The 18,222-nt window shown below is 66.4% G+C and carries 16 protein-coding genes; 7 read left to right on the top strand and 9 right to left on the bottom strand.

Annotated features, from left to right (window positions below):
* Positions 1-251 precede the first annotated feature (251 nt).
* From G3O06_RS03760 to G3O06_RS03745, 5 genes are all read left to right on the top strand, one after another.
* Entirely contained in the window at positions 252-1,214 is a 963-nt protein-coding gene (locus G3O06_RS03760) for a LysR substrate-binding domain-containing protein (protein ID WP_346779481.1), read from the top strand.
* 119 nt (positions 1,215-1,333) lie between these two features.
* Positions 1,334-2,392 carry a proline racemase family protein gene (locus G3O06_RS03755; RefSeq protein ID WP_205815051.1) on the top strand — a complete coding sequence of 353 codons (1,059 nt, stop codon included), beginning with the start codon at positions 1,334-1,336 and terminating at the stop codon, positions 2,390-2,392.
* Positions 2,393-2,403: 11 nt separating this feature from the next.
* Complete coding sequence (locus G3O06_RS03750) at positions 2,404-3,336, top strand: ornithine cyclodeaminase (RefSeq protein WP_205815050.1); 933 nt, start codon at positions 2,404-2,406, stop codon at positions 3,334-3,336.
* 608 nt (positions 3,337-3,944) lie between these two features.
* Positions 3,945-4,166 carry a hypothetical protein gene (locus tag G3O06_RS48860; RefSeq protein WP_254609118.1) on the top strand — a complete coding sequence of 74 codons (222 nt, stop codon included), beginning with the start codon at positions 3,945-3,947 and terminating at the stop codon, positions 4,164-4,166.
* Between the two features lie 237 nt (positions 4,167-4,403).
* Positions 4,404-5,504 (top strand): polyamine ABC transporter substrate-binding protein, encoded by a 1,101-nt coding sequence (locus G3O06_RS03745; RefSeq protein WP_205815049.1) that lies wholly within the window; start codon positions 4,404-4,406, stop codon positions 5,502-5,504.
* A 69-nt stretch (positions 5,505-5,573) separates the two neighbouring features.
* On the opposite strand, the gene G3O06_RS03740 is transcribed toward G3O06_RS03745, so the two are convergent.
* The 8 genes from G3O06_RS03740 to G3O06_RS03705 all read right to left on the bottom strand — a co-directional run bounded on the left by G3O06_RS03740 (position 5,574) and on the right by G3O06_RS03705 (position 14,824).
* The gene (locus tag G3O06_RS03740; protein WP_205815048.1) at positions 5,574-6,791 is read right to left on the bottom strand and encodes a porin; all 1,218 of its coding nucleotides are present in this window, start codon (positions 6,789-6,791) and stop codon (positions 5,574-5,576) included.
* A gap of 73 nt (positions 6,792-6,864) precedes the next feature.
* A complete protein-coding gene (locus tag G3O06_RS03735; protein ID WP_241019501.1) occupies positions 6,865-8,628 on the bottom strand; it encodes a tannase/feruloyl esterase family alpha/beta hydrolase in 1,764 nt (587 codons plus the stop codon).
* Between the two features lie 280 nt (positions 8,629-8,908).
* Entirely contained in the window at positions 8,909-9,616 is a 708-nt protein-coding gene (locus G3O06_RS03730) for a substrate-binding domain-containing protein (protein WP_205815046.1), read from the bottom strand.
* A 14-nt stretch (positions 9,617-9,630) separates the two neighbouring features.
* Positions 9,631-10,314 carry a 4-carboxy-4-hydroxy-2-oxoadipate aldolase/oxaloacetate decarboxylase gene (gene ligK, locus G3O06_RS03725; protein WP_205815045.1) on the bottom strand — a complete coding sequence of 228 codons (684 nt, stop codon included), beginning with the start codon at positions 10,312-10,314 and terminating at the stop codon, positions 9,631-9,633.
* Between the two features lie 2 nt (positions 10,315-10,316).
* Positions 10,317-11,342, bottom strand: a complete 1,026-nt coding sequence (locus G3O06_RS03720) for an amidohydrolase family protein (protein WP_205815044.1) — start codon at positions 11,340-11,342, stop codon at positions 10,317-10,319.
* A 68-nt stretch (positions 11,343-11,410) separates the two neighbouring features.
* The gene (locus G3O06_RS03715; RefSeq protein ID WP_205815081.1) at positions 11,411-12,760 is read right to left on the bottom strand and encodes an aromatic acid/H+ symport family MFS transporter; all 1,350 of its coding nucleotides are present in this window, start codon (positions 12,758-12,760) and stop codon (positions 11,411-11,413) included.
* A gap of 123 nt (positions 12,761-12,883) precedes the next feature.
* Complete coding sequence (locus G3O06_RS03710) at positions 12,884-14,188, bottom strand: gallate dioxygenase (protein WP_205815043.1); 1,305 nt, start codon at positions 14,186-14,188, stop codon at positions 12,884-12,886.
* A gap of 81 nt (positions 14,189-14,269) precedes the next feature.
* Positions 14,270-14,824, bottom strand: coding sequence for a hypothetical protein (locus G3O06_RS03705; protein ID WP_205815042.1), 555 nt, complete (start codon positions 14,822-14,824; stop codon positions 14,270-14,272).
* A gap of 453 nt (positions 14,825-15,277) precedes the next feature.
* Between G3O06_RS03705 and G3O06_RS03700 the strand changes: the two genes are divergently transcribed.
* Complete coding sequence (locus tag G3O06_RS03700) at positions 15,278-16,531, top strand: LysR family transcriptional regulator (RefSeq protein WP_205815041.1); 1,254 nt, start codon at positions 15,278-15,280, stop codon at positions 16,529-16,531.
* Positions 16,532-16,702: 171 nt separating this feature from the next.
* The gene (locus G3O06_RS03695) at positions 16,703-17,599 is read left to right on the top strand and encodes a DUF1932 domain-containing protein (RefSeq protein ID WP_205815040.1); all 897 of its coding nucleotides are present in this window, start codon (positions 16,703-16,705) and stop codon (positions 17,597-17,599) included.
* Between the two features lie 56 nt (positions 17,600-17,655).
* Here the strand turns inward: G3O06_RS03695 and G3O06_RS03690 are convergent, their stop codons facing one another.
* Positions 17,656-18,207, bottom strand: a complete 552-nt coding sequence (locus G3O06_RS03690; RefSeq protein ID WP_205815039.1) for a DNA-binding protein — start codon at positions 18,205-18,207, stop codon at positions 17,656-17,658.
* Positions 18,208-18,222: the final 15 nt, after the last annotated feature.

Raw genomic sequence — 18,222 nt, 5'->3', positions numbered from 1 at the left:
CAATGACCTCGTCCCCATTTCGGAAAGAAAGTTCAGCTGCGTCGTTCAGGAACGTCGATATCGCTCCGGTCAAGCCACCGCTCACCTCCGGACCAAACTGCACAATCCCACGTCGCGGAAGGTTTGATCGTGTGTGACACTACGGCTGTCTTAACGCGGCCCGTCGCAATACAAGGATGGCGCCGGTACCCCATGTCATTTCGGGCAAGTGCCGAATCCGGACACTGTCCGGCTCCCCATAGGTCGGTCGAATGGTTATGGCGCCTCAATTCGAAATCGGCGAAACCCTCGTCGGCGCACTGTCGCTGCGGGCCATCAAGTCATTTCTCGCGGCCGCGAAGTTCAGCAGCTTTACGGGAGCCGCCAACGCGCTGAACGTGACCCCGGCCGCCGTCAGCAAGCAGGTGCGGGAACTGGAGGACTATCTCGGGACGACGCTGTTCGTCCGCTCGGGCAGGACCGTCGCGCTGACCGCCGATGGCGAGATGTTCAAGGATGCCGCCCAGCTTTCGCTGATCAATCTTCACCAGGCCGCCGAACGCCTGCGCAAGAGAATTCCCGCCCGACAGACCCTGATCGTATGCTGTTCGCCGGCGTTTTCGGCGCTGTGGCTTCACCGGCGGCTACCCGAATTCCTGCAGGATGCGCCGGATGTCGAGCTCACCGTGCTGGCCACGCAGAACTTCATCTCGATGGAAGCAGGCGTGCAGCCGGACGTGTATATCGCGAAGCTGGCCAGCTTGCGCGACGGATACGACAGCGAGCACCTGTTCGACGACGAGGTCTATCCGGTTTGCACGCCGCAGTACCTGCAGCGCCATGGCCCGATCACGGCACCGGAAGGATTGCTCGACCGGTCACTGCTGGATCTCAGCGCCTACGGCCGCTCGCAGATTTCCGAGCATATCGACTGGAAAGTCTGGCTGGCGCTGCACGATGTGGATACGGGTTGGCGTGCCGATGTCCCTCGGCAACTGTTCACCAGCAATGACTATCCGGCCATCGTGCAGCTTGCTCTGGCGCACCAGGGCGTGACGCTCGGCTGGCATCACCTCATCGGGCATCTGGTCGACAGCGGTGATCTCGTGCGTCCGCTGCCGCACTCGACCGTCATGCGGAATCGCGGCCATTACCTGTCCGTGCGGAAGGGCAAGATGGACGCGAGCGTATGCAGGCGATTCTGCCAGTGGATCAGGCAGGAGCTCGCCGCGTAATCTTCAACCAAAAGTTGAAGGAATACCGGAGGAAATGTCGCTTAAGTTCGCAGCGGAACCGGCATAAATTTCTCCTTACGCCGCACAGGGGCGGCGGTACGCAAGAGGAGAATCAGCACATGGGTTTCAAGCGAAGCATCCATGCGGTGGAGACCCATTCGGGTATTCCGATGCGCGTCGTCACCGGCGGCATCCCGCACATTCCGGGCGACACCGTTCAGGCCAAGATGAAATGGCTGGAGGCCAATGACGACGGACTGCGCAAGCTGTTGCTTCGCGAGCCGCGCGGCTACCCGGCCCATTGTTGCAACATCGTCGTGCCGCCGTGTCATCCCGAGGCGGACGCCGGCTACATCATCCTGGAGCAGGTCGAGTACCCGATGATGTCGGGCGGCAACACCATCTCGGTGGCCACCGTGCTGCTGGAGATGGGTATGCTGCCGATGCAGGAGCCGGTGACCGAACTGACGCTGGAGGCACCGGCCGGCCTGATCCGCATCACGGCCGAGTGCAGGGGCGGCAAGGTCAGGAGCGTGAAGTTCAGAAACGTGCCGGCATTTGCCGCGTATCTCGATGCCGTGATCGACGTGCCGCATCTGGGCAAGGTGCGTGTGGATGTCGGCTGGGGCGGCATGTTCTACGCGATTGCCGACGTGCGCCAGTTTCCGGGGCTTGAATTGAAGCCCGAACACGGCAAGGAGATCGCCCGAATTTCGGCCATGGTCCGGCACGCTGCCATTGAGCAGTTGCCGGTTGCTCATCCCGACTATCCAGGTGTCGGCATCACGATTTCCCAGCTTTCAGGTCCCACCGACGACCCGCGAGCCGACTGGAAGAACGCGGTCACGATGCCCACCGGGCCGCTCTCTTGGGACGACCCGGCCACCTGGACCGGTGCGATCGACCGTTGCCCCTGCGGCACCGGCACCTGCGCCAAGATGGCCGTGTTGCACGCCAAGGGCGAACTGCCGCTGCACCGGGACTTCCGGCACCAGGGCATCCTCGGAACCGTCTTCACCGGCCGCCTGGAGGAGACGACCCGCATCGGCGAGCACGCGGCCGTGGTGCCGACGCTGGCCGGCACCAGCTGGATCCACGGCATCCACACCATCGTGCTGGATCACGACGATCCGTTTCCCGAGGGTTACACCCTTGGCGATATCTGGCCGAAGCAGTAGGAACGGTACGCATGCAGATCATTTCCGCGCAGCAGATCCGTTCGGTACTCGGCTGGCCCGGTGTTCTCGACGCGCTGCACCGCGGGCACACTGGTGCCCGACCGAGCGGCGGCAGCTACTTCATCGGGGATTCGCGCTTCGGCCTGTTCAGCCGGGGCGTGATCCTGCCGGGCACGGGTGCCGGAGTCAAGATCGCGTCGATCCATCCGGCCAATGGCGCGGCCGTCCCGCCACTGCCGTCGGAGCAGGCCGCGTTCCTCGTCCTGGATGAGTGCACCAAGGGGCTCGTCGCAATGCTGGACGGCCCCGAAATCACGCGCTGGAAAACCGCGGCCGATTCCGCGCTGGCGGCACGCGTGCTCAGCAGCGAGCACGCCGAGGTGTTGCTGGTGCTGGGCGCGGGCCCGGTCGCACGGTCGTTGACGGACGCTTACCTGCACATCCGGCCGTCCATCCGCGAAGTGCTGCTGTGGAATCGCACGCCGTCGAAGCTGGAAGACGCACGCTCGGCGATCGACGCGAGAAACGTCGGGGTCCGCATCGTTGACGACCTCGATGCCGCGGTCGCCCGGGCCGACATCATCGTGACCGCCACCAGCGCATCCACGCCGGTGATCCGGGGCGAGTGCGTGCGCCCCGGTACCCACGTCGATCTCGTGGGCGGATACCGCCCGGACATGCAGGAGGCCGATTGCGAAGTGTTCCGTGGGGCACGGATTTTCGTGGACGAGCGCCAGAATGCTGCACAGTCAGGAGACGTTCAAATCCCGATGCAGGCGGGCGTGATTCGGGAAAGTGATATCGAAGGCGATCTGTTCGATCTGTGCCGGATGCCCGCATTCCACCGTTCAGCCGGGGACCGGACGGTTTACAAGAATGCCGGCGGTGCGCACCTGGACCTGATCGTCAGTCAATATGTGATCGAGCAACTGAAGTCGCGCTGACCAGCAGATCTCCTCGGACACCTGTTACTCGCCCGGTGAATGCCGACACCAGGTGATGCCTCCCCGGGCCCGTTACTGAACCGAATTACATTGCGCCCCATCCAGAATGGCAAATTAAAGGGCGTCGCTTGCCCTTGCCACATCAACCTGGCACTCACATTAGATTAGAAATACTTATTATTTTCCGCGACGGGCGCCCGCTACCGACACTCAGGAACGCCTAACGCAGGCTGCACAAAAAATACATTTCCATCAATCGGTTACGTCGATTCATTGCATATTGAAATCGGCAGTGCAGCCCTTTTTGTACATTTCCGCCCCCTTCTCCCAAGTGCGATCTTCTTTGTATGTCTACATCATCGCCTGCACGCCAAGCGCATTCATCGGTCTTCGATTCACTAGGGAAAATCCCGAGACATCCTTACAGCGATTTATCTGATGATTCACGGAAGCGTCATGTTTCGGCGATCCAGCAGTCCGCCAAGCTTTCAATTCGCGTCACGAAGCCGATGCCGCCGCGCGGCAAACGCGAGACCGAAACCTGAAACGGCAAGCGCTGGCGAATCGTCAGGTGTTCAATACTTTCAACAACCCGGTCGAGAGTAATCGTGAGATTCCGAGGCCCGCTGGTGCGGTGGAGACGAGGCGATGCGCGAAACCTGCGCGCTACGATCGCGTCCCCCGACGACAGTGACGGCTGGCAAAGCCCTCGCCTGCATCTGTCGATCTACACCATCCTGTCCCGCCGTTCCGTTCGCCGCCACAACGCCGTCGCCGCGCGTGCGTACGTCGCGATCCATACCGACGACGTGGCATCGCTACTGCCTTAGCGCCCCGCCCCTTTCCCCGACTCCGTTCGATCTGCTCGCCGCGTCGCCCGACCGGTAACGGGACCGGCTCGCGCTTCGTTTCCGCGCGATCCGGCTCGCAATCAAACGGACTTCTGATCGATGTGCGCCACGCTCGGTGCGAGCGGCGGTCACGCACGTCTGCTTCATCCGATGAACCGTCGCGCCACGACCCGCTCTTCGCGGATCGGCATGCGCACCGAAATGGAAGACTTCGTCATGAGAATCCGCACGCTTCGCAGCGCCATTGCAGCCGCCGCCCTCCTGTCGGCCGCCGGCACGACCGCCCATGCTGCCGGCGAACTGAACATCTACAACTGGTCCGACTACATCGCACCGGACACGATCCCGAGCTTCCAGAAGCAGACGGGCCTCCACGTCCGCTACGACAACTACGACAGCGACGACACGCTGCAGGCGAAACTGATGTCGGGGAATTCCGGCTACGACATCGTCGTACCGACCTCGAACTACATGGCCAAGCAGATCCAGGCGAGCGTCTACCAGCCGCTCGACAAGTCGAAGCTGCCGAACCTGTCGAACCTCGATCCGCTGCTGATGAAGATGGTCGCCGATGCCGATCCGGGCAACCGGTACGGCGTGCCATGGGCGTACGGCACCGACGGCATCGGCTACAACGTGCAGGCCGTGAAGAAGGCGCTCGGCGACAAGGCGCCGGTCGACAGCTGGGCACTGGTGTTCGATCCGGCCAACATGGCGAAGCTGAAAAGTTGCGGCGTGTCGTTCCTCGACCAGGCCGTCGACGTGTTCGCGGCCACGCTGCAGTACATGGGCAAGGATCCGAACAGCACGAACCCGGCCGACTATCGCGCCGCATACGAGGTGCTGAAGAAGGTGCGCCCGTACATCACGCAGTTCAACTCGTCGGGCTACATCAACGATCTCGCGAACAACGACCTGTGCGTGGCGTTCGGCTACTCGGGCGACGTCGGCATCGCGCACCGCCGTGCCGCCGAAGCGAAGCGCCCGTACGAGATCGGCTTCGCGAACCCGAAGGAAGGCGGGCTGCTGTGGTTCGACATGATGGTGATCCCGAAGGACGCGCCGAACCGCGACGCCGCGCTGAAATGGATCAACTACGTGCAGGATCCGAAGGTCAACGCCGGCATCACCAACGCGGTGTTCTATCCGACCGCGAACAAGGCCGCGCGCCAGTACGTGAAGCCCGCGATCGCGCGCGATCCGTCGGTGTATCCGGCCGACGAGGTGTTGAGCAGGATGACGCTGCTCAAGCCGATGCCGCCCGAGATTCGCCGGCTGCAAAACCGGCTGTGGGCGCAGTTGAAGACGGGACGTTGAACGTCATCACGTGACACGCCGCCGCGCCTCCGGCCGTCCAGGCCGGAGGCACGTGCGGTCACTTCCGCATCAGAACCGGTGAATGATCCCCGCGCCGAAAGCGAACTGGTTGCCGGTCGACGACGGCGCGGTGTTGAACCCGTCGCCCAGCGTCGCGGTCGCGTCGACGATGCTGCCCGCGCCGCTCGTGCCGAGCGTCTTGCCCTTCGCGTGCTGGTACGCTTCGAGCAGGTACAACCCCGTGCGCTTCGACAGCGAGTAGTACTGCGACAGGTTGAACTGGTGATACTGCGCGCTGTCGGTGATGCCGTTCGATTCCGTCGCACGCGTGTACGCATAGCCCGCGCCGAAATCCCAGACCGCCGACGGCTTCCAGTGCAGCACCGCGCCGGCCGTGTTGAAGATCGCGGTATTGAAGAACTTCGACGCCGCGCCCGGGATGTATTCGGTATTGGTGTAGGTCGCCGTCGCGTCCCACGCATCGCTGAACCGGTAGCTGAGGCCCACCGCGAACCGCTGCTGCGCCTTCGCGGTCTGGTAGCCGTTCGTGATCGCCGACACGCCGATCTGCGCGCCGCCGTTCGACGTCGTCGAGTTCGCGCCCCACGTGCCGCCGGCTGTGTTCGAGTTGTTCACGCGCTCGAATGCGACGCCCGCGCCGAACGGGCCGGCCGCGTACTGGATGCCGGTCGCCCATGTCGAGCCCGCGTTCGTGCTGCCGGCCACGCCGCCGAGCGAGTAGGAACCGCTCAACGTCACGCCGTACCATTTCGGCGACGTGTACTCGATCGTGTTGTTCGCACGGTAGATCGTGTCGAGGCCGTCGACGTCGCCCGGGTGCGCGCCGTAGTAGCCGGTGATCCACGTGGTCGGGCTGAACGGCGACATCGTCTGGTAGTACGACGCATATTGCCGGCCGGCGGTCAGCGTGCCGTACGTGGCGTTGGTCAGCCCGACCCACGCCTGGCGCCCGAAGATCGCGTCGGTGTACTGCGCGGCACCCGTCGCCGAGTTGAAGCCCGATTCGAGCGTGAAGATCGCCTTCGTGCCGCCGCCGAGATCCTCGCTGCCCTTCAGCCCGAAGCGGCTGCCGGCCCACACGCCCTGGTTCATCCGGACGACCGACTTCCCGCCGCTCGTCGAGCCGACCGTCGTCGCGTTGCTCTGGTAGCCGATGCCGTTGTCGACGATCCCGTACAGCGTCACGCTGCTCTGCGCGAACGCCGGCGCGACAGCGGCCAGCGCGACGCCGGACGTCAGCGCCATCCGCAATGCCTGTTGCTTCATGTATCCGTCTCCTTCCTTGTCTTCTCGAGTAAGTGAATTGTCTTTATGGTTGCTTGCCGCCCGCTCACGGACGTCAGGGTCGGTATGCACGCCAGCCGTTGCCGCCCGTGCAGACAAGCTGCGCGCCATTGACCCGGCACTGCGCCTCGTAGCCCGGCGAGTACAGCCATTCGCCGGCCCAGTGCAGATCCACATACGGGTCGGCCCTCGGCGTATCGGCGACGAAGTTCGCCGCGTCGTCCGTGCTGCCGCTGCCCGTGTAGCGTGCGCTGGCGGGGTACGGAAACACCGGACGCGTGCGTGTCGTGTTGCCGTTCGCATCGACGATCGACGCGACGATCTTGCCGGGCGTCGCTCCCGACTCGGTCCATGCCATCAGCGGCGTGAGGACGTCGAATACGTCCGGCCCCTGCCCGCCGCCGCAGTGCGCGACGCCCGGGAACAGGTAGAAGCGTGCGAAGCGGTCGACCAGCGCGTCGCCCATGGTCTTCTTCATCGCTTCGTAATACGCGATGCTCGAACGCGGCGAGATGTGCTGATCCTCGAGGCCGTGCCACAGCAGCAGCTTGCCGCCACGGCCGGCGAAGTGACCCAGATCGGGATCGGTCGCGGCCAGGTAGTTCGACACCGGCACCGTCTTCGCGAACGCGTCGAGCGTGAACTTCATGTCGCCGATCGTCGCGGACGGATACGACGCGTTGTAGTAGTCGAGATAGCGCAGGAACGGCAGCACGAAGCTGATCGTTCCGCTCGGCGCGGTGGCGGTGGCCGGCACGAACAGGCTCCAGTTCAGCTCCGAACCCCATTCGCGCGATACGAGCGGTTCGAGTCGCGTGCCGTTGGCGGTCGTCGCGCCGTCATGGATGCGGCGCACGACGTCGGCTTCCTGCGGCGTCAGGCACGTCGCGGTCGATTGTCCGGCCGCGCACACCAGCGTCGCGGGATCGAACCGGCACGCGCGCGGGTTGTCGATCACGCCGTCGACCACGCCATCGAGCCCGTCACACGCTTTCAGCACCGCGGCGTGCAGCATCGGCAGCTTGCCGGCGAGCAGGATCGCATTGCCCGTCTTCGGGTCCGTGTTGACCGCGGCCGGCCACGCGTGATGGAACGTGTTCTGCACGATCAGGTCGTTCGCGGGCGCGCCGGCCGCGATGCCGTCGAAATCGTCGGGAAAGCGCTGCGCTTCCATCAGTGCTTCGCGGCCGCCGTCCGAGCAACCGTCGAAGTACGCATAGCGAGCGGGCCGCGCATAAAACTTGCCGATGATCGCCTTGGCCACCTGCGCGGTGGCATGCTCGGCGCGATACGCGAAGTCGAGCTTCGCCTTCGGGTCGAGCGCCCATGAGCCATCGTTGCCGCCTTCGTGGCCCATGTCGGTCGCGGCCATCGCGATCGTCCCGTTGGTCACCGGCACGCAGGTCGACGCCATCGGCGCGTTGACCGACAGGTTGCCGCACAGTCCGCCGCATCCCGTCTGCAGATAGCGTTGCGTCCAGCCCTGTGTCGGCAGTTGCAGTTCGAACAGCGACGCGCCCGGGCCGATCGTGCCTTTCACGTCGCACACGGGTGCCGGCAGCGTGTTGTTCCCGACAACCGTGCCGGCGGGCAGCAGCACCGCCGACGTGATCGTGACGGTGCCGTCGGTCACGCCGCTCAGGTCGAGCGCCGCGATGGCCGGGCACGACATCGCCGGCATCACCGCTGGAAGATTCGCGAGGCCGCCGGCAGCGCTCGCGGCACTTGCCGCACTCGCCGCGTTCGACCAGCCGGCCAACATCGCGCACAAGCCCATCATGCCGATCGCCAGTATCCGGATCAGCGCATCGCGCCGCATGCCTGCCGCGCGACGCCATTCGCGCGCGCTCCACCCTGCCCTGCAGTTCGTCTGCATTCCTGTCTCCTGTCGTTCTGGTTGGCTTGCCGCGTCGTCAGGTGACGATGCGGCGATTTCACGAAACGTCTGCGATACCTCGAGTGAATCGAACCTTCACATGACCGTCTTCTTCATCAGCATAACTAAGCTCACTGCGCGAGCGCGTTGCGAAGACGACCAATTCCCATCTGATCCGTTTATCGATTCCGGCGAGCCACCGCCGCGGCTGCACCGTTCGGCCCTACGCCGGCTCCATCCCGTGTTCGCGCTTGATGCGATCGGCGTGCGGCGATGCCAGGCAAGCAAGAAACCGTGCGGCAGCAGCGCGATCGCGTGCCGCACGACACACCGCTGCGGAAAACACCGTGACGGCCTGAACGGCTTCCGGCAATACACCGACGACGTCGATGCCCGGCACGTGCATCAGCTCGCTCAACTGCTGGAAACCGAGGTCGACGTCGCCCGCCGCGATCATCTCGCCGACCGGCACGCCGGGCGGTGCCTGGACGATACGCGGCGCGATCGCGTCCGCGATGCCCCAGCGTACGAACAGGCGATTCAGGTGCGCGCCGCTCGGCCCCGTCGAATAGCCGATCCGGCCGGCGCGCAGGACCGCGTCGCGAACGCCTGCTTCGGTGCCGATCTCCGGCCGCGCCGCGCCTGCCGCCACCGCAACCGCGATGCCGGAACGCGCGACATCCACCCGGCTGCTCCCGTCGACATGCTCATCGGCAGCAAGCCGCTCGATCGCGTCGGACGCGAGCACGACGAAATCGAACGGCTCGCCGGCCCGCACGCGCCGCGCCGCGTCGACTCCGCCGACGGACGTGATCGACACGCGGCATCCCGTTTCATCCGAATGCGCGGCCGCCAGTCGCGCCAGCACCGGCCGCGTCGCCATCGACGAGATGCCGGTGACGGCCGTCGCCGCGCATGCGGTCTGCGTCATCCCTGCCGCCCGCATCAGTCGATATAGCGCAGGCCGGCCTGGCGCAGCGGCTCGCGCATGTCGTACATGTCGAGGCCCAGCACGCCCGACGCGAGCTTAGCGCGCTTCGCGGTTTCGTTCGATTCGCGCGCCAGCGCCTTCTCCAGCACTTGCGCGGCACGCGCGGCCGGCACCGCGACCACGCCGTCGTCGTCCGCGACGATCACGTCGCCGGGATGGACGAGCGCACCCGCGCACACGACCGGCACGTTCACTGAACCGAGCGTCGCCTTGATCGTGCCTTTCGCGGAGATCGCCTTGCTCCACACCGGGAATTGCATCGCCTCTAGCACCGCGACGTCGCGCACGCCCGCGTCGATGATCAGCGCCTGCGCGCCGCGCGCCTTGAAGCTCGTCGCGAGCAGGTCGCCGAAATAGCCGTCGGTGCAGTCGGCGGTGATCGCCGCGACGACCACGTCGCCCGGCCGGATCTGTTCGGCCGCGACGTGCATCATCCAGTTGTCGCCCGGATGCAGCAGCACGGTGACGGCCGTGCCGGACGCCAACGCGCGCGGGTAGATCGGCCGCATGTACGGCTTCAGCAGGCCCGTGCGGCCCATCGCCTCGTGCACCGTCGCCGAGCCGAGCGCACCGAGCCGCGCGGCGACGCCTGCGTCCGCGCGGTGGATCGTGCGGTAAACCACGCCGAGTTCGTTCATGATCACTGCCCCTTCGCTTTCAGTTGTGCATCCAGGCGCGGATAGACGCGCCGGGCATTGCCTTCGTAGATCTTGTGCCGCGCGAGCGCATCGAGCGACGACGCGTCGATGTAGCGCTTCGTGTCGTCGTAGTAGTGGCCTGTTTCGGGATCGATCCCGCGCACCGCGCCGATCATCTCGCTCGCGAACAGGATGTTGTCGACCGGAATCACGCCGGTCAGCAGGTCGATGCCGGGCTGGTGATACACGCACGTGTCGAAGAACACGTTGTTCAGCAGGTGGTCCTTCAACAGCGGCTTCTTCAGCTCCTGCGCGAGCCCGCGAAACCGTCCCCAGTGATACGGCACAGCGCCGCCGCCGTGAGGAATCACGAAACGCAGCGTCGGGAAATCGCGGAACAGGTCGGAGGTCAGGCACTGCATGAAGGCCGTCGTATCGGCGTTCAGGTAGTGCGCGCCCGTCGTGTGGAAGCACGCGTTGCAGCTCGTGCTCACGTGGATCATCGCGGGAATGTCGTACTCGACCATCTTCTCGTAGACCGGGTACCAGTAGCGGTCCGACAGCGGCGGGCTAGTCCAGTGGCCGCCGGACGGATCGGGATTCAGGTTGATCGCGACATTGCCGTATTCGTCGACGCACCGGACCAGCTCCGGAATGCAGGTCGCGACATCGACGCCCGGGCTCTGCGGCAGCATCGCGGCCGGCACGAAGTGATCGGGAAACAGCCGGTGCACGCGGTGGCACAGCTCGTTGCACACGGCCGCCCACGTGCTCGACACGCTGAAATCGCCGATGTGATGCGCCATGAAACTCGCGCGCGGGCTGAAGATCGTCAGGTCGAGACCGCGTTCGCGCATCAGCCTGAGCTGGTTGAGCTCGATCGATTCGCGCAGCTCGTCGTCGCCGATGTTCAGCTCGGAGACTTTCGGCCGCTCCGACGGGCTGTTGATCGCCGCGACCTGGCGATTGCGCCACGCCTCCAGCGCCTTCGGCGCGGTGGTGTAGTGGCCGTGAATGTCGATGATCATTGCAACTCCTGCGTGTGATGACGTGTTCCGCCGCGTGCCGGCCGCCGCGCCGGTTCGGCGCGGCGCGCTCAGTGCGCCGGGTTTTCCAGTTCCTGCGGTTCGGGCGCGGGCGCGCGCTGCGACGTCATGATCGCGATCGCGGCCAGCGTGGCCGGCACCGCGAGCATCGACAGGATCGCGTCGAACTTCCAGCCGAGCCCCAGCAGCGCGCCGCCGATCGCAGAGCCGAAGATGCTGCCGAAGCGCCCCATCCCGAGCATCCAGCTCACGCCGGTGGCACGTGCGACCGTCGGGTAGCGTCCCGGCGCATACGCGTTCAGCCCCGTCTGCGCGCCGCTCATGCAGAAGCCGGCCGCGAACACCAGCAGCGCGAGCGACGACGACAGCGCCCCGGCCCATGCGAGCACCGCCACGCACAGCCCGCCGCCCAGATACGCGGCGCCGATCACCGGCGCCGGCCGCACCTTGTCCATCAGCCAGCCGACGCCGACCGCGCCGATCGTGCCGCCGATCTGGAACATCGCGGTCACGTTCGCGGCCGTGCCGACGGACAGGCCCGCGTCCTTGATCAGCGTCGGCAGCCAGCCCGTGAGCAGGTAGATCACGAGCAGGCCCATGAAATACGTGATCCACAGCGACACGGTGACGAACCCGTAGCCTTGCGAGAACAGCACGCCGATCGGCCTGCGCGTCGGCAGCGGCGGCTCGTTCGACACGAACGTCTCGTTGCCGGCGAATTGCCCGCCGCATACGCGGTTCAGCAACGCGGCAATGCGCTGCGACGGCGCGCCGCGCACGGCCAGCAGCCGGGCCGATTCGGGCAGCAGCCATATCTGCAGCGGAATCAGCAGCAGCGGCAGCGTGCCGCCGAACAGCAGCACCGCGCGCCAGCCGTGCAGCGGAATCAGCCAGCCCGCGACGAACCCGATCAACGCCGAGCCGAGATTGAAGCCCGTGAACATCACGGTGATCATCAACGCACGCATCCGCTTCGGCGCGTACTCCGACAGCAGCGTCGTCGTGTTCGGCATCGCCGCGCCGAGACCGATGCCCGTCAGCAGCCGCAGCATCGCCATCTCGAACGGCGTATGCGCTTGGGCCGTCACGATCGTGAACACGCCGAACAGAAATACCGACGCGATCAGCACGCGCTTGCGCCCGAACCGGTCCGCGCTCGGGCCGGCCACCAATGCGCCGATCACCAGGCCGATCGGCGCCGCGCTCATCACGAGCCCGAACTCGGGCCGCGAGATCGCCCAGTCATGGATGATCGACGGCGCGACGAAACCCATGATCGCGACGTCCATCCCGTCGGCGATCACGACGAGGCAGCACAGCACGACCAGCAACCACTGGTAGCGTGTCACCGGCCGGTCGTCGATGAACGACTTGATGTCGATTGCCTTTCCGCTTCCCATCATGTCTCTCCTGTCTCCTTGGCGACGATCGCTCATATCGATTCGTCATCCTATTTATATGGCCTGGTACGTTGCCGAAACCGTGGAACGAAGGCGCGCGTGGTTACGCGCCTTCGTCACCCGTCACGTGTTGCGTTGCTGCTCCGCGCCGTCCCAGCCGAGCGGCCCCGCGCTCTTGCCCGCGACGGAATACAGCGCGCCGGGCGCGTTTCGGGTGCGCTGGAACGCTTCCAGCGATTCGCCGCGCATCGCCGCGTAGATATGCAGGTTCGATACACCCGTCACCGCACCGAGCTTTTCCAGCAGGAAGAAGATCACACCGTAGCGCAGCAGGCCCGGCCAGTCGCGCCGGCGGATCAGGTCGCGCTCCTGCTCAGTCAGGCCGGCCTCGTCAAAACTCGCTTCGGGGTCGCCCAGGAACTGCGCGCGATGCGTGGGCTCGATCATCCGATGCAGATAGTCGTTGATCCGGTACGCGTCGACCGCCTTCGCGATCGTGAACGGATAGGTGCCCGGCAACTGCTCGACGCCGGCGAGCTCGGCCGCGATCCGCTGCCGGTGCCGTTCGGCCGCCGCCGTGTCGATATCGGTGTCCGCCGGCTCGTAGACGGCCGTCGCGATACCCGTCATCGACGGCAGGTAGTAGCTGCGATGCCGGCACACGACGCCGGCCGGCAACGCGCCGCGCATCGTGAGCCACATCACGACCTCGGCGCCTTCGTAGCCGCCGAGCGTCGCGTATTCGGCGAGCGGCATGCCGGCGAGACGTTCGGGATCGCGCTCAAGCAGGTCGAGAAAGCGTTCGTCCCATTCGGGATGGTTGAAGCCCGCTCGTTCGCCGTGCACCTGGTGCGACAGCCCGCCCGTTGCGACGATCGCGACGCGCAGATCCTCCGGATAGCTTTCGATCGCACGGCGCAGTGCCTGGCCGAGCCGGTAGAACCGGCGCGCGGACGGCACCGGCAACTGCAGCACGCCCATTTGCAGCGGTACCAGCCGCACCGGCCAGTCGGGCTGGTGCGGGCACAGCACCGACAGCGGCGAGAAGCAGCCGTGATCGAGCGGCTTGTTCTGGAAGAACGACATGTCGAACTCGTCGGCCATCAGCGACTGGCCGATATGCGCGGCAAACGCCGGGTGCCCGGCGATCGGCGGCAGGTCGCGCGCGCCGCCGCCTTCGTCGGCCGGATGCCACTGCGGCCCGACGCCAAGGGCGAACGCCGAGTAGTGGTCGAAGAAGAACGACGTGACGTGGTCGTTGTAGATGAACAGCAGCACGTCGGGGCGCCGGTCGGCGAGCCACGCGGCCAGCGGCGCGAAGTTCTCGAAGATCGGTGCCCACACGGGGTCGTCGCGCTTGTTCTTGTCGAATGCGAACCCGATCGTGGGCGTGTGGGAGGCCGCGATGCCCCCGATGATCCGTGCCATGCCAATGCTCCTTCCTGATGCTCGATTGCGGTCCGGCCCGCCGGGCCGGCCGCGACAGAATGAATGGTGTGCGTCCGCTGCCTACGCGTAGCCGCGCGGTTGCGGCGCCAGGCTGCGCTTGACAACCAGCGCGAGCGGGACAGCGAAGACAAAGTGCGACATGAACCCGCCGATGATCACGTTCGGGTCGAAGTAGTTCGGGTGGTTGCTCGACGCGATCATGATCATCACGTGCATCACGATCCACGCGACGATCGCGAAGAACAGCGCGACGAACGTCGCTTCGAAGCCGCGCCGGCGGAACCACGGCCAGATCGCCGCGAACACGATGCCCCAGGCGATCGCGAACGCGAAATGAATCGCCGTGCCGATGAAATACGACCCGATGCCGAGCGCGTCCTGCACGCCCTTGCCGAACACGAGCCCCGTCGCGTTGCGCGGGATGCCGGCCAGCGGCATCAGGTGCTGCGCGCCGACCCAGACCAGCGCCTCGTAGACCCAGATCAGCACCGCGCCCGCCACGCCGCCGCGCATGCCCGCGCGCACCGTGTCCGCCCAAGCGGCCCGGCCCGGCGATGCATCGGCGTGCATGCCGCCCGCCGGCTTGCCGGCTCCCAATGTCTGCTGTCGTCCCATTGCGCTGCCTCGCTCGTCAGATGGGCGCATCGCTCGCGCAACGCCCGGGGTGGTCGGACAAACAATGAATCAGATGGCGGTCCGCTACGCCGGCAACTGCGCCGATGCGGCTGCCGGGATCGAAAGTACGCAATCGACGACCGCATCACGTAGCAGGGGAAAACCCTTAAATTTCGTCGAAACGGCATGACATTGAGGTGTTCGACAGCGACGCCATTCATCCGATGGATAGCCGGAAGGCCCGCCGGGTAGGGCACACGCGCCCGGCCGCACGCCGGATCACGAGTGCCGCCATCGGTCCACGCACGCCAAACCCGATAAACAAAACAGATAGGCCGATAAGCACGATGCAAGCTGCTGCGCCGCCGTTCCGGTAAAGTCGGTCGACATCTGCCGCCGGCGCGCCGCGCACCAACCGGCACGCCATGCGGCCCGTCCGCACTTGACCGCACCATGGACGACACCGAACTCCCGAACCTCGCATGCCTGTACGCGGTGCAGCGTGTGGCCGTTGCCGGCAGCGTGAGCCGCGCGGCCGCGACGCTGTTTCGTGCGCAATCGGCCGTCACGCGCGCCGTGCAGGAAATCGAAACGGCGCTCGGCGAGCCGCTGTTCGACCGAAAACCGTCGGGCATGCTCGCGACACCGGTCGGGCGCGCGGTGTTGAAGCGCGGCGAGCGCGTGTTCGCCGAACTCGGCGAGCTGGCGAACTGGTGCGCGTTGCGCCAGTCGCGCCGGCGGGCATCGGCCGAAGGCGGGCTGCCGGCCTACCTGCTCAACACGCGGCGGCTTCAATTGTTCTCGACGCTCGCGCGGCACCGGCACATGCCGAGCGCCGCGCGCACGCTCGGCGTCACGCAGCCGGCCGTCAGCAGCGCGATCCGGATTCTCGAGAGCGGCGCGGGGTTCGCGCTGTTCCATCGCCATCCGCGCGGCCTGCTGCTGACGACCGACGGCGAAACGTTCCTGCTGCACGTGCGGCGTGCGCTGAACGAATTGCGGCATGTCGCCGACGACGTCGCGGCGCTGCACGGCAGTATCCAGGGCATCGTGACCGTCGGCGCGCTGCCGCTCGGCCGGACGCTGATGCTGCCCGAGGCCGTCGCACGCGTCGTCACGCGCTTCCCGAAGGTGCGCGTGATCACCGACGAAAGCGCGTACGAAGCGCTCGTCGCGGGCGTGCGCGCGGGCGACATCGACTTCATCCTCGGCGCGCTGCGCGCGAGCGACCCGACGAGCGACCTCGGAAACGAACGGTTGATGTCGGAGAGCCTCGTCGTGCTGGCGCGGCGCGATCACCCGCTCGCCGGCGTGCGCAACCTCGGCATCAGGAGCCTCGCCAGCGCGCAATGGATCCTGCCGCGCATTCATTCGCCCGCACGCGGCCTGTTCGAAGCGCTGTTCCGCCGGATGAAGCTCAAGCCGCCGATGCCGACGGTCGAGACGGCCGACCTCGCGGTGATCCGCGGCCTGCTGCTGCACACCGACATGCTCGCGGTGCTGTCCGCGCAGCAGCTCCGTTACGAGTGCGATTCGGGCTTGCTGGCCGTGCTCGACGTCCCGCCGATGCGCGAGACGACGCGCGATATCGGGCTGATGACGCGCATCGGCAGCCCGCCTTCGCCGGCCGCGCGTGCTTTGATCGACGCGATCCGCATCGTGGCAACCGAGGTTGCGCGTGCACCGCACGCTGCCGTCGTGCGATAAGCAGAGCGCATGGCTGTCGCGGCGGGTTCGCATTGCCCGCGCGGAGGACATGAACCGACAATATCCAGCGGCGGCAGGTCGGCCCGGCATCGATTCGCGGTGCCGTCATCAGCGCGCCGGATACCGTCCGTCGTGAGCGCCGCCGTCCCCTATCGTGAAGGAGCGACACGCATGAACGATTCGACGATCGCATTCATCGGATTCGGCGAGGCAGGGAGCCTCCTCGGCGGTGCGCTGGCTGCGCAAAACGTGCGCGTGGCGATGTACGACCGGCTGCTCGACGATGCGCACGCCGCGCGGGCGATGCGCAACAGGGCCGCGCGCATGAAAGTGCGGGTCGCGCCCACCCTCGCCGATGCGGTTCGCGATGTGCGGTGGATCGTCTCCGCCGTCACGGCGTCGTCCGACGCGGACGTCGCCGACGCCGTGGCCGCGTGCATCCGGCCGGGCCAGACCTTCATCGACATCAACTCGGTATCACCGGCGCTGAAGCAGCACGGCCAGCAACGGATCGAAGCCGCCGGCGGCCACTACGTCGAAGCGGCCGTGATGGCGCCCGTGCCGCCGTACGGGCTCGCCGTGCCGATGCTGCTGGGCGGCCCGCAAGCCGAAGCGGTCGCGCACGAGCTGAAGGCGCTCGGCTTCAATGCCCGGGCCGTGTCGGCGCGGGTCGGCGTCGCGTCGGCGGCCAAGATGTGCCGCAGCGTGATGATCAAGGGCATCGAGGCGCTGACCGTCGAATGCCTGGGCGCCGCCCGCGCGTACGGCGCCGACGCGCTCGTGCTCGCGTCGTTGCGGAAGACGTTCGACCAGTTCGCGACGGTGCCCGACCTTCCCGGCTACCTGATCAGCCGCGTCGCCGAACACGGCCGCCGCCGCGCGGCGGAAATGCGCGAAGTCTGCGAGACGCTGCGCGAAGGCGGCATCGCGCCGGAGATGAGCGCGGCATGCGCACGCGTACAGGATCGCTTCGTCGACAGGATGACCGAGCGCGGGCTCGACTACGACCCGCTGCTGCCGTTCGACTGGGCGCAGACGCTCGACCTGCTGGACGGCCGGACAACGTAGGAACCGGCCATGCCGCGAGGACATCGCGACACCCGCGTGCGACGCCGTTCGATGCGCTATCGCAGCGCCTGCTCCGCCGAAAACGCGTCTTCCACGAAGCGGATCACGTCGTCGAGCGACGACGTGCACGTAGCGCCCACCGCAAGCTCGCAAAACGCACCGTCCGGCCCGAAGCAGACGAGCGGCTTGCGCCAGCGCCGCGCGAGCGCGATTTCCTCGGCCGTGCCGTGCCCGCCCGTCAGCGCGACGATCAGGTCGCTGCTCAGCACGTTCACGTAGTTGCGGTTGATCGTGTGCGGCGCCGCATCCGGCTCGCGGCGCGGCAGCGGCGTGAGGATCGGGATGTCGACGAACGGATGCGGATAGCCGTCGAGGGGCACGAAGCCCGCGAGCGGATCAGCTTGCGTCAGCAGGATGCCGATCGACCGGCCGGCCCGCCCGGGCACGCCGGTGAACGCACGCGCGACCGCCAGCATCACGCCCTGCCCGCCGCCCGTCAGCAGGTTGAAACCGGCCCGCGCGAGCCAGGTGCCGAGCGGCTCCGCAAACGCGAGCCACGGCTCCTTGCCCGAGCCCATCACGCCGATCGTCTTGTTCTTCTGTTGCATCGTGGTTTCTGGTGA

Source organism: Burkholderia sp. Ac-20345 (assembly GCF_017104825.1).
Taxonomy (GTDB): Bacteria; Pseudomonadota; Gammaproteobacteria; order Burkholderiales; family Burkholderiaceae; genus Burkholderia; species Burkholderia lata_B.
This window is presented reverse-complemented; position numbering and strand designations above follow the sequence as displayed.

Excerpts from the sequence above, each read along its gene's own strand:
- G3O06_RS03760 (WP_346779481.1), top strand. The coding sequence starts at position 252 with ATGGTTATGGCGCCTCAATTCGAAATCGGCGAAACCCTCGTCGGCGCA.
- G3O06_RS03755 (WP_205815051.1), top strand. The coding sequence starts at position 1,334 with ATGGGTTTCAAGCGAAGCATCCATGCGGTGGAGACCCATTCGGGTATT.
- G3O06_RS03750 (WP_205815050.1), top strand. The coding sequence starts at position 2,404 with ATGCAGATCATTTCCGCGCAGCAGATCCGTTCGGTACTCGGCTGGCCC.
- G3O06_RS03745 (WP_205815049.1), top strand. The coding sequence starts at position 4,404 with ATGAGAATCCGCACGCTTCGCAGCGCCATTGCAGCCGCCGCCCTCCTG.
- G3O06_RS03740 (WP_205815048.1), bottom strand. The coding sequence starts at position 6,791 with ATGAAGCAACAGGCATTGCGGATGGCGCTGACGTCCGGCGTCGCGCTG.
- G3O06_RS03735 (WP_241019501.1), bottom strand. The coding sequence starts at position 8,628 with ATGCGGCGCGATGCGCTGATCCGGATACTGGCGATCGGCATGATGGGC.
- G3O06_RS03730 (WP_205815046.1), bottom strand. The coding sequence starts at position 9,616 with ATGACGCAGACCGCATGCGCGGCGACGGCCGTCACCGGCATCTCGTCG.
- ligK (WP_205815045.1), bottom strand. The coding sequence starts at position 10,314 with ATGAACGAACTCGGCGTGGTTTACCGCACGATCCACCGCGCGGACGCA.
- G3O06_RS03720 (WP_205815044.1), bottom strand. The coding sequence starts at position 11,342 with ATGATCATCGACATTCACGGCCACTACACCACCGCGCCGAAGGCGCTG.
- G3O06_RS03715 (WP_205815081.1), bottom strand. The coding sequence starts at position 12,760 with ATGGGAAGCGGAAAGGCAATCGACATCAAGTCGTTCATCGACGACCGG.
- G3O06_RS03710 (WP_205815043.1), bottom strand. The coding sequence starts at position 14,188 with ATGGCACGGATCATCGGGGGCATCGCGGCCTCCCACACGCCCACGATC.
- G3O06_RS03705 (WP_205815042.1), bottom strand. The coding sequence starts at position 14,824 with ATGGGACGACAGCAGACATTGGGAGCCGGCAAGCCGGCGGGCGGCATG.
- G3O06_RS03700 (WP_205815041.1), top strand. The coding sequence starts at position 15,278 with ATGGACGACACCGAACTCCCGAACCTCGCATGCCTGTACGCGGTGCAG.
- G3O06_RS03695 (WP_205815040.1), top strand. The coding sequence starts at position 16,703 with ATGAACGATTCGACGATCGCATTCATCGGATTCGGCGAGGCAGGGAGC.
- G3O06_RS03690 (WP_205815039.1), bottom strand. The coding sequence starts at position 18,207 with ATGCAACAGAAGAACAAGACGATCGGCGTGATGGGCTCGGGCAAGGAG.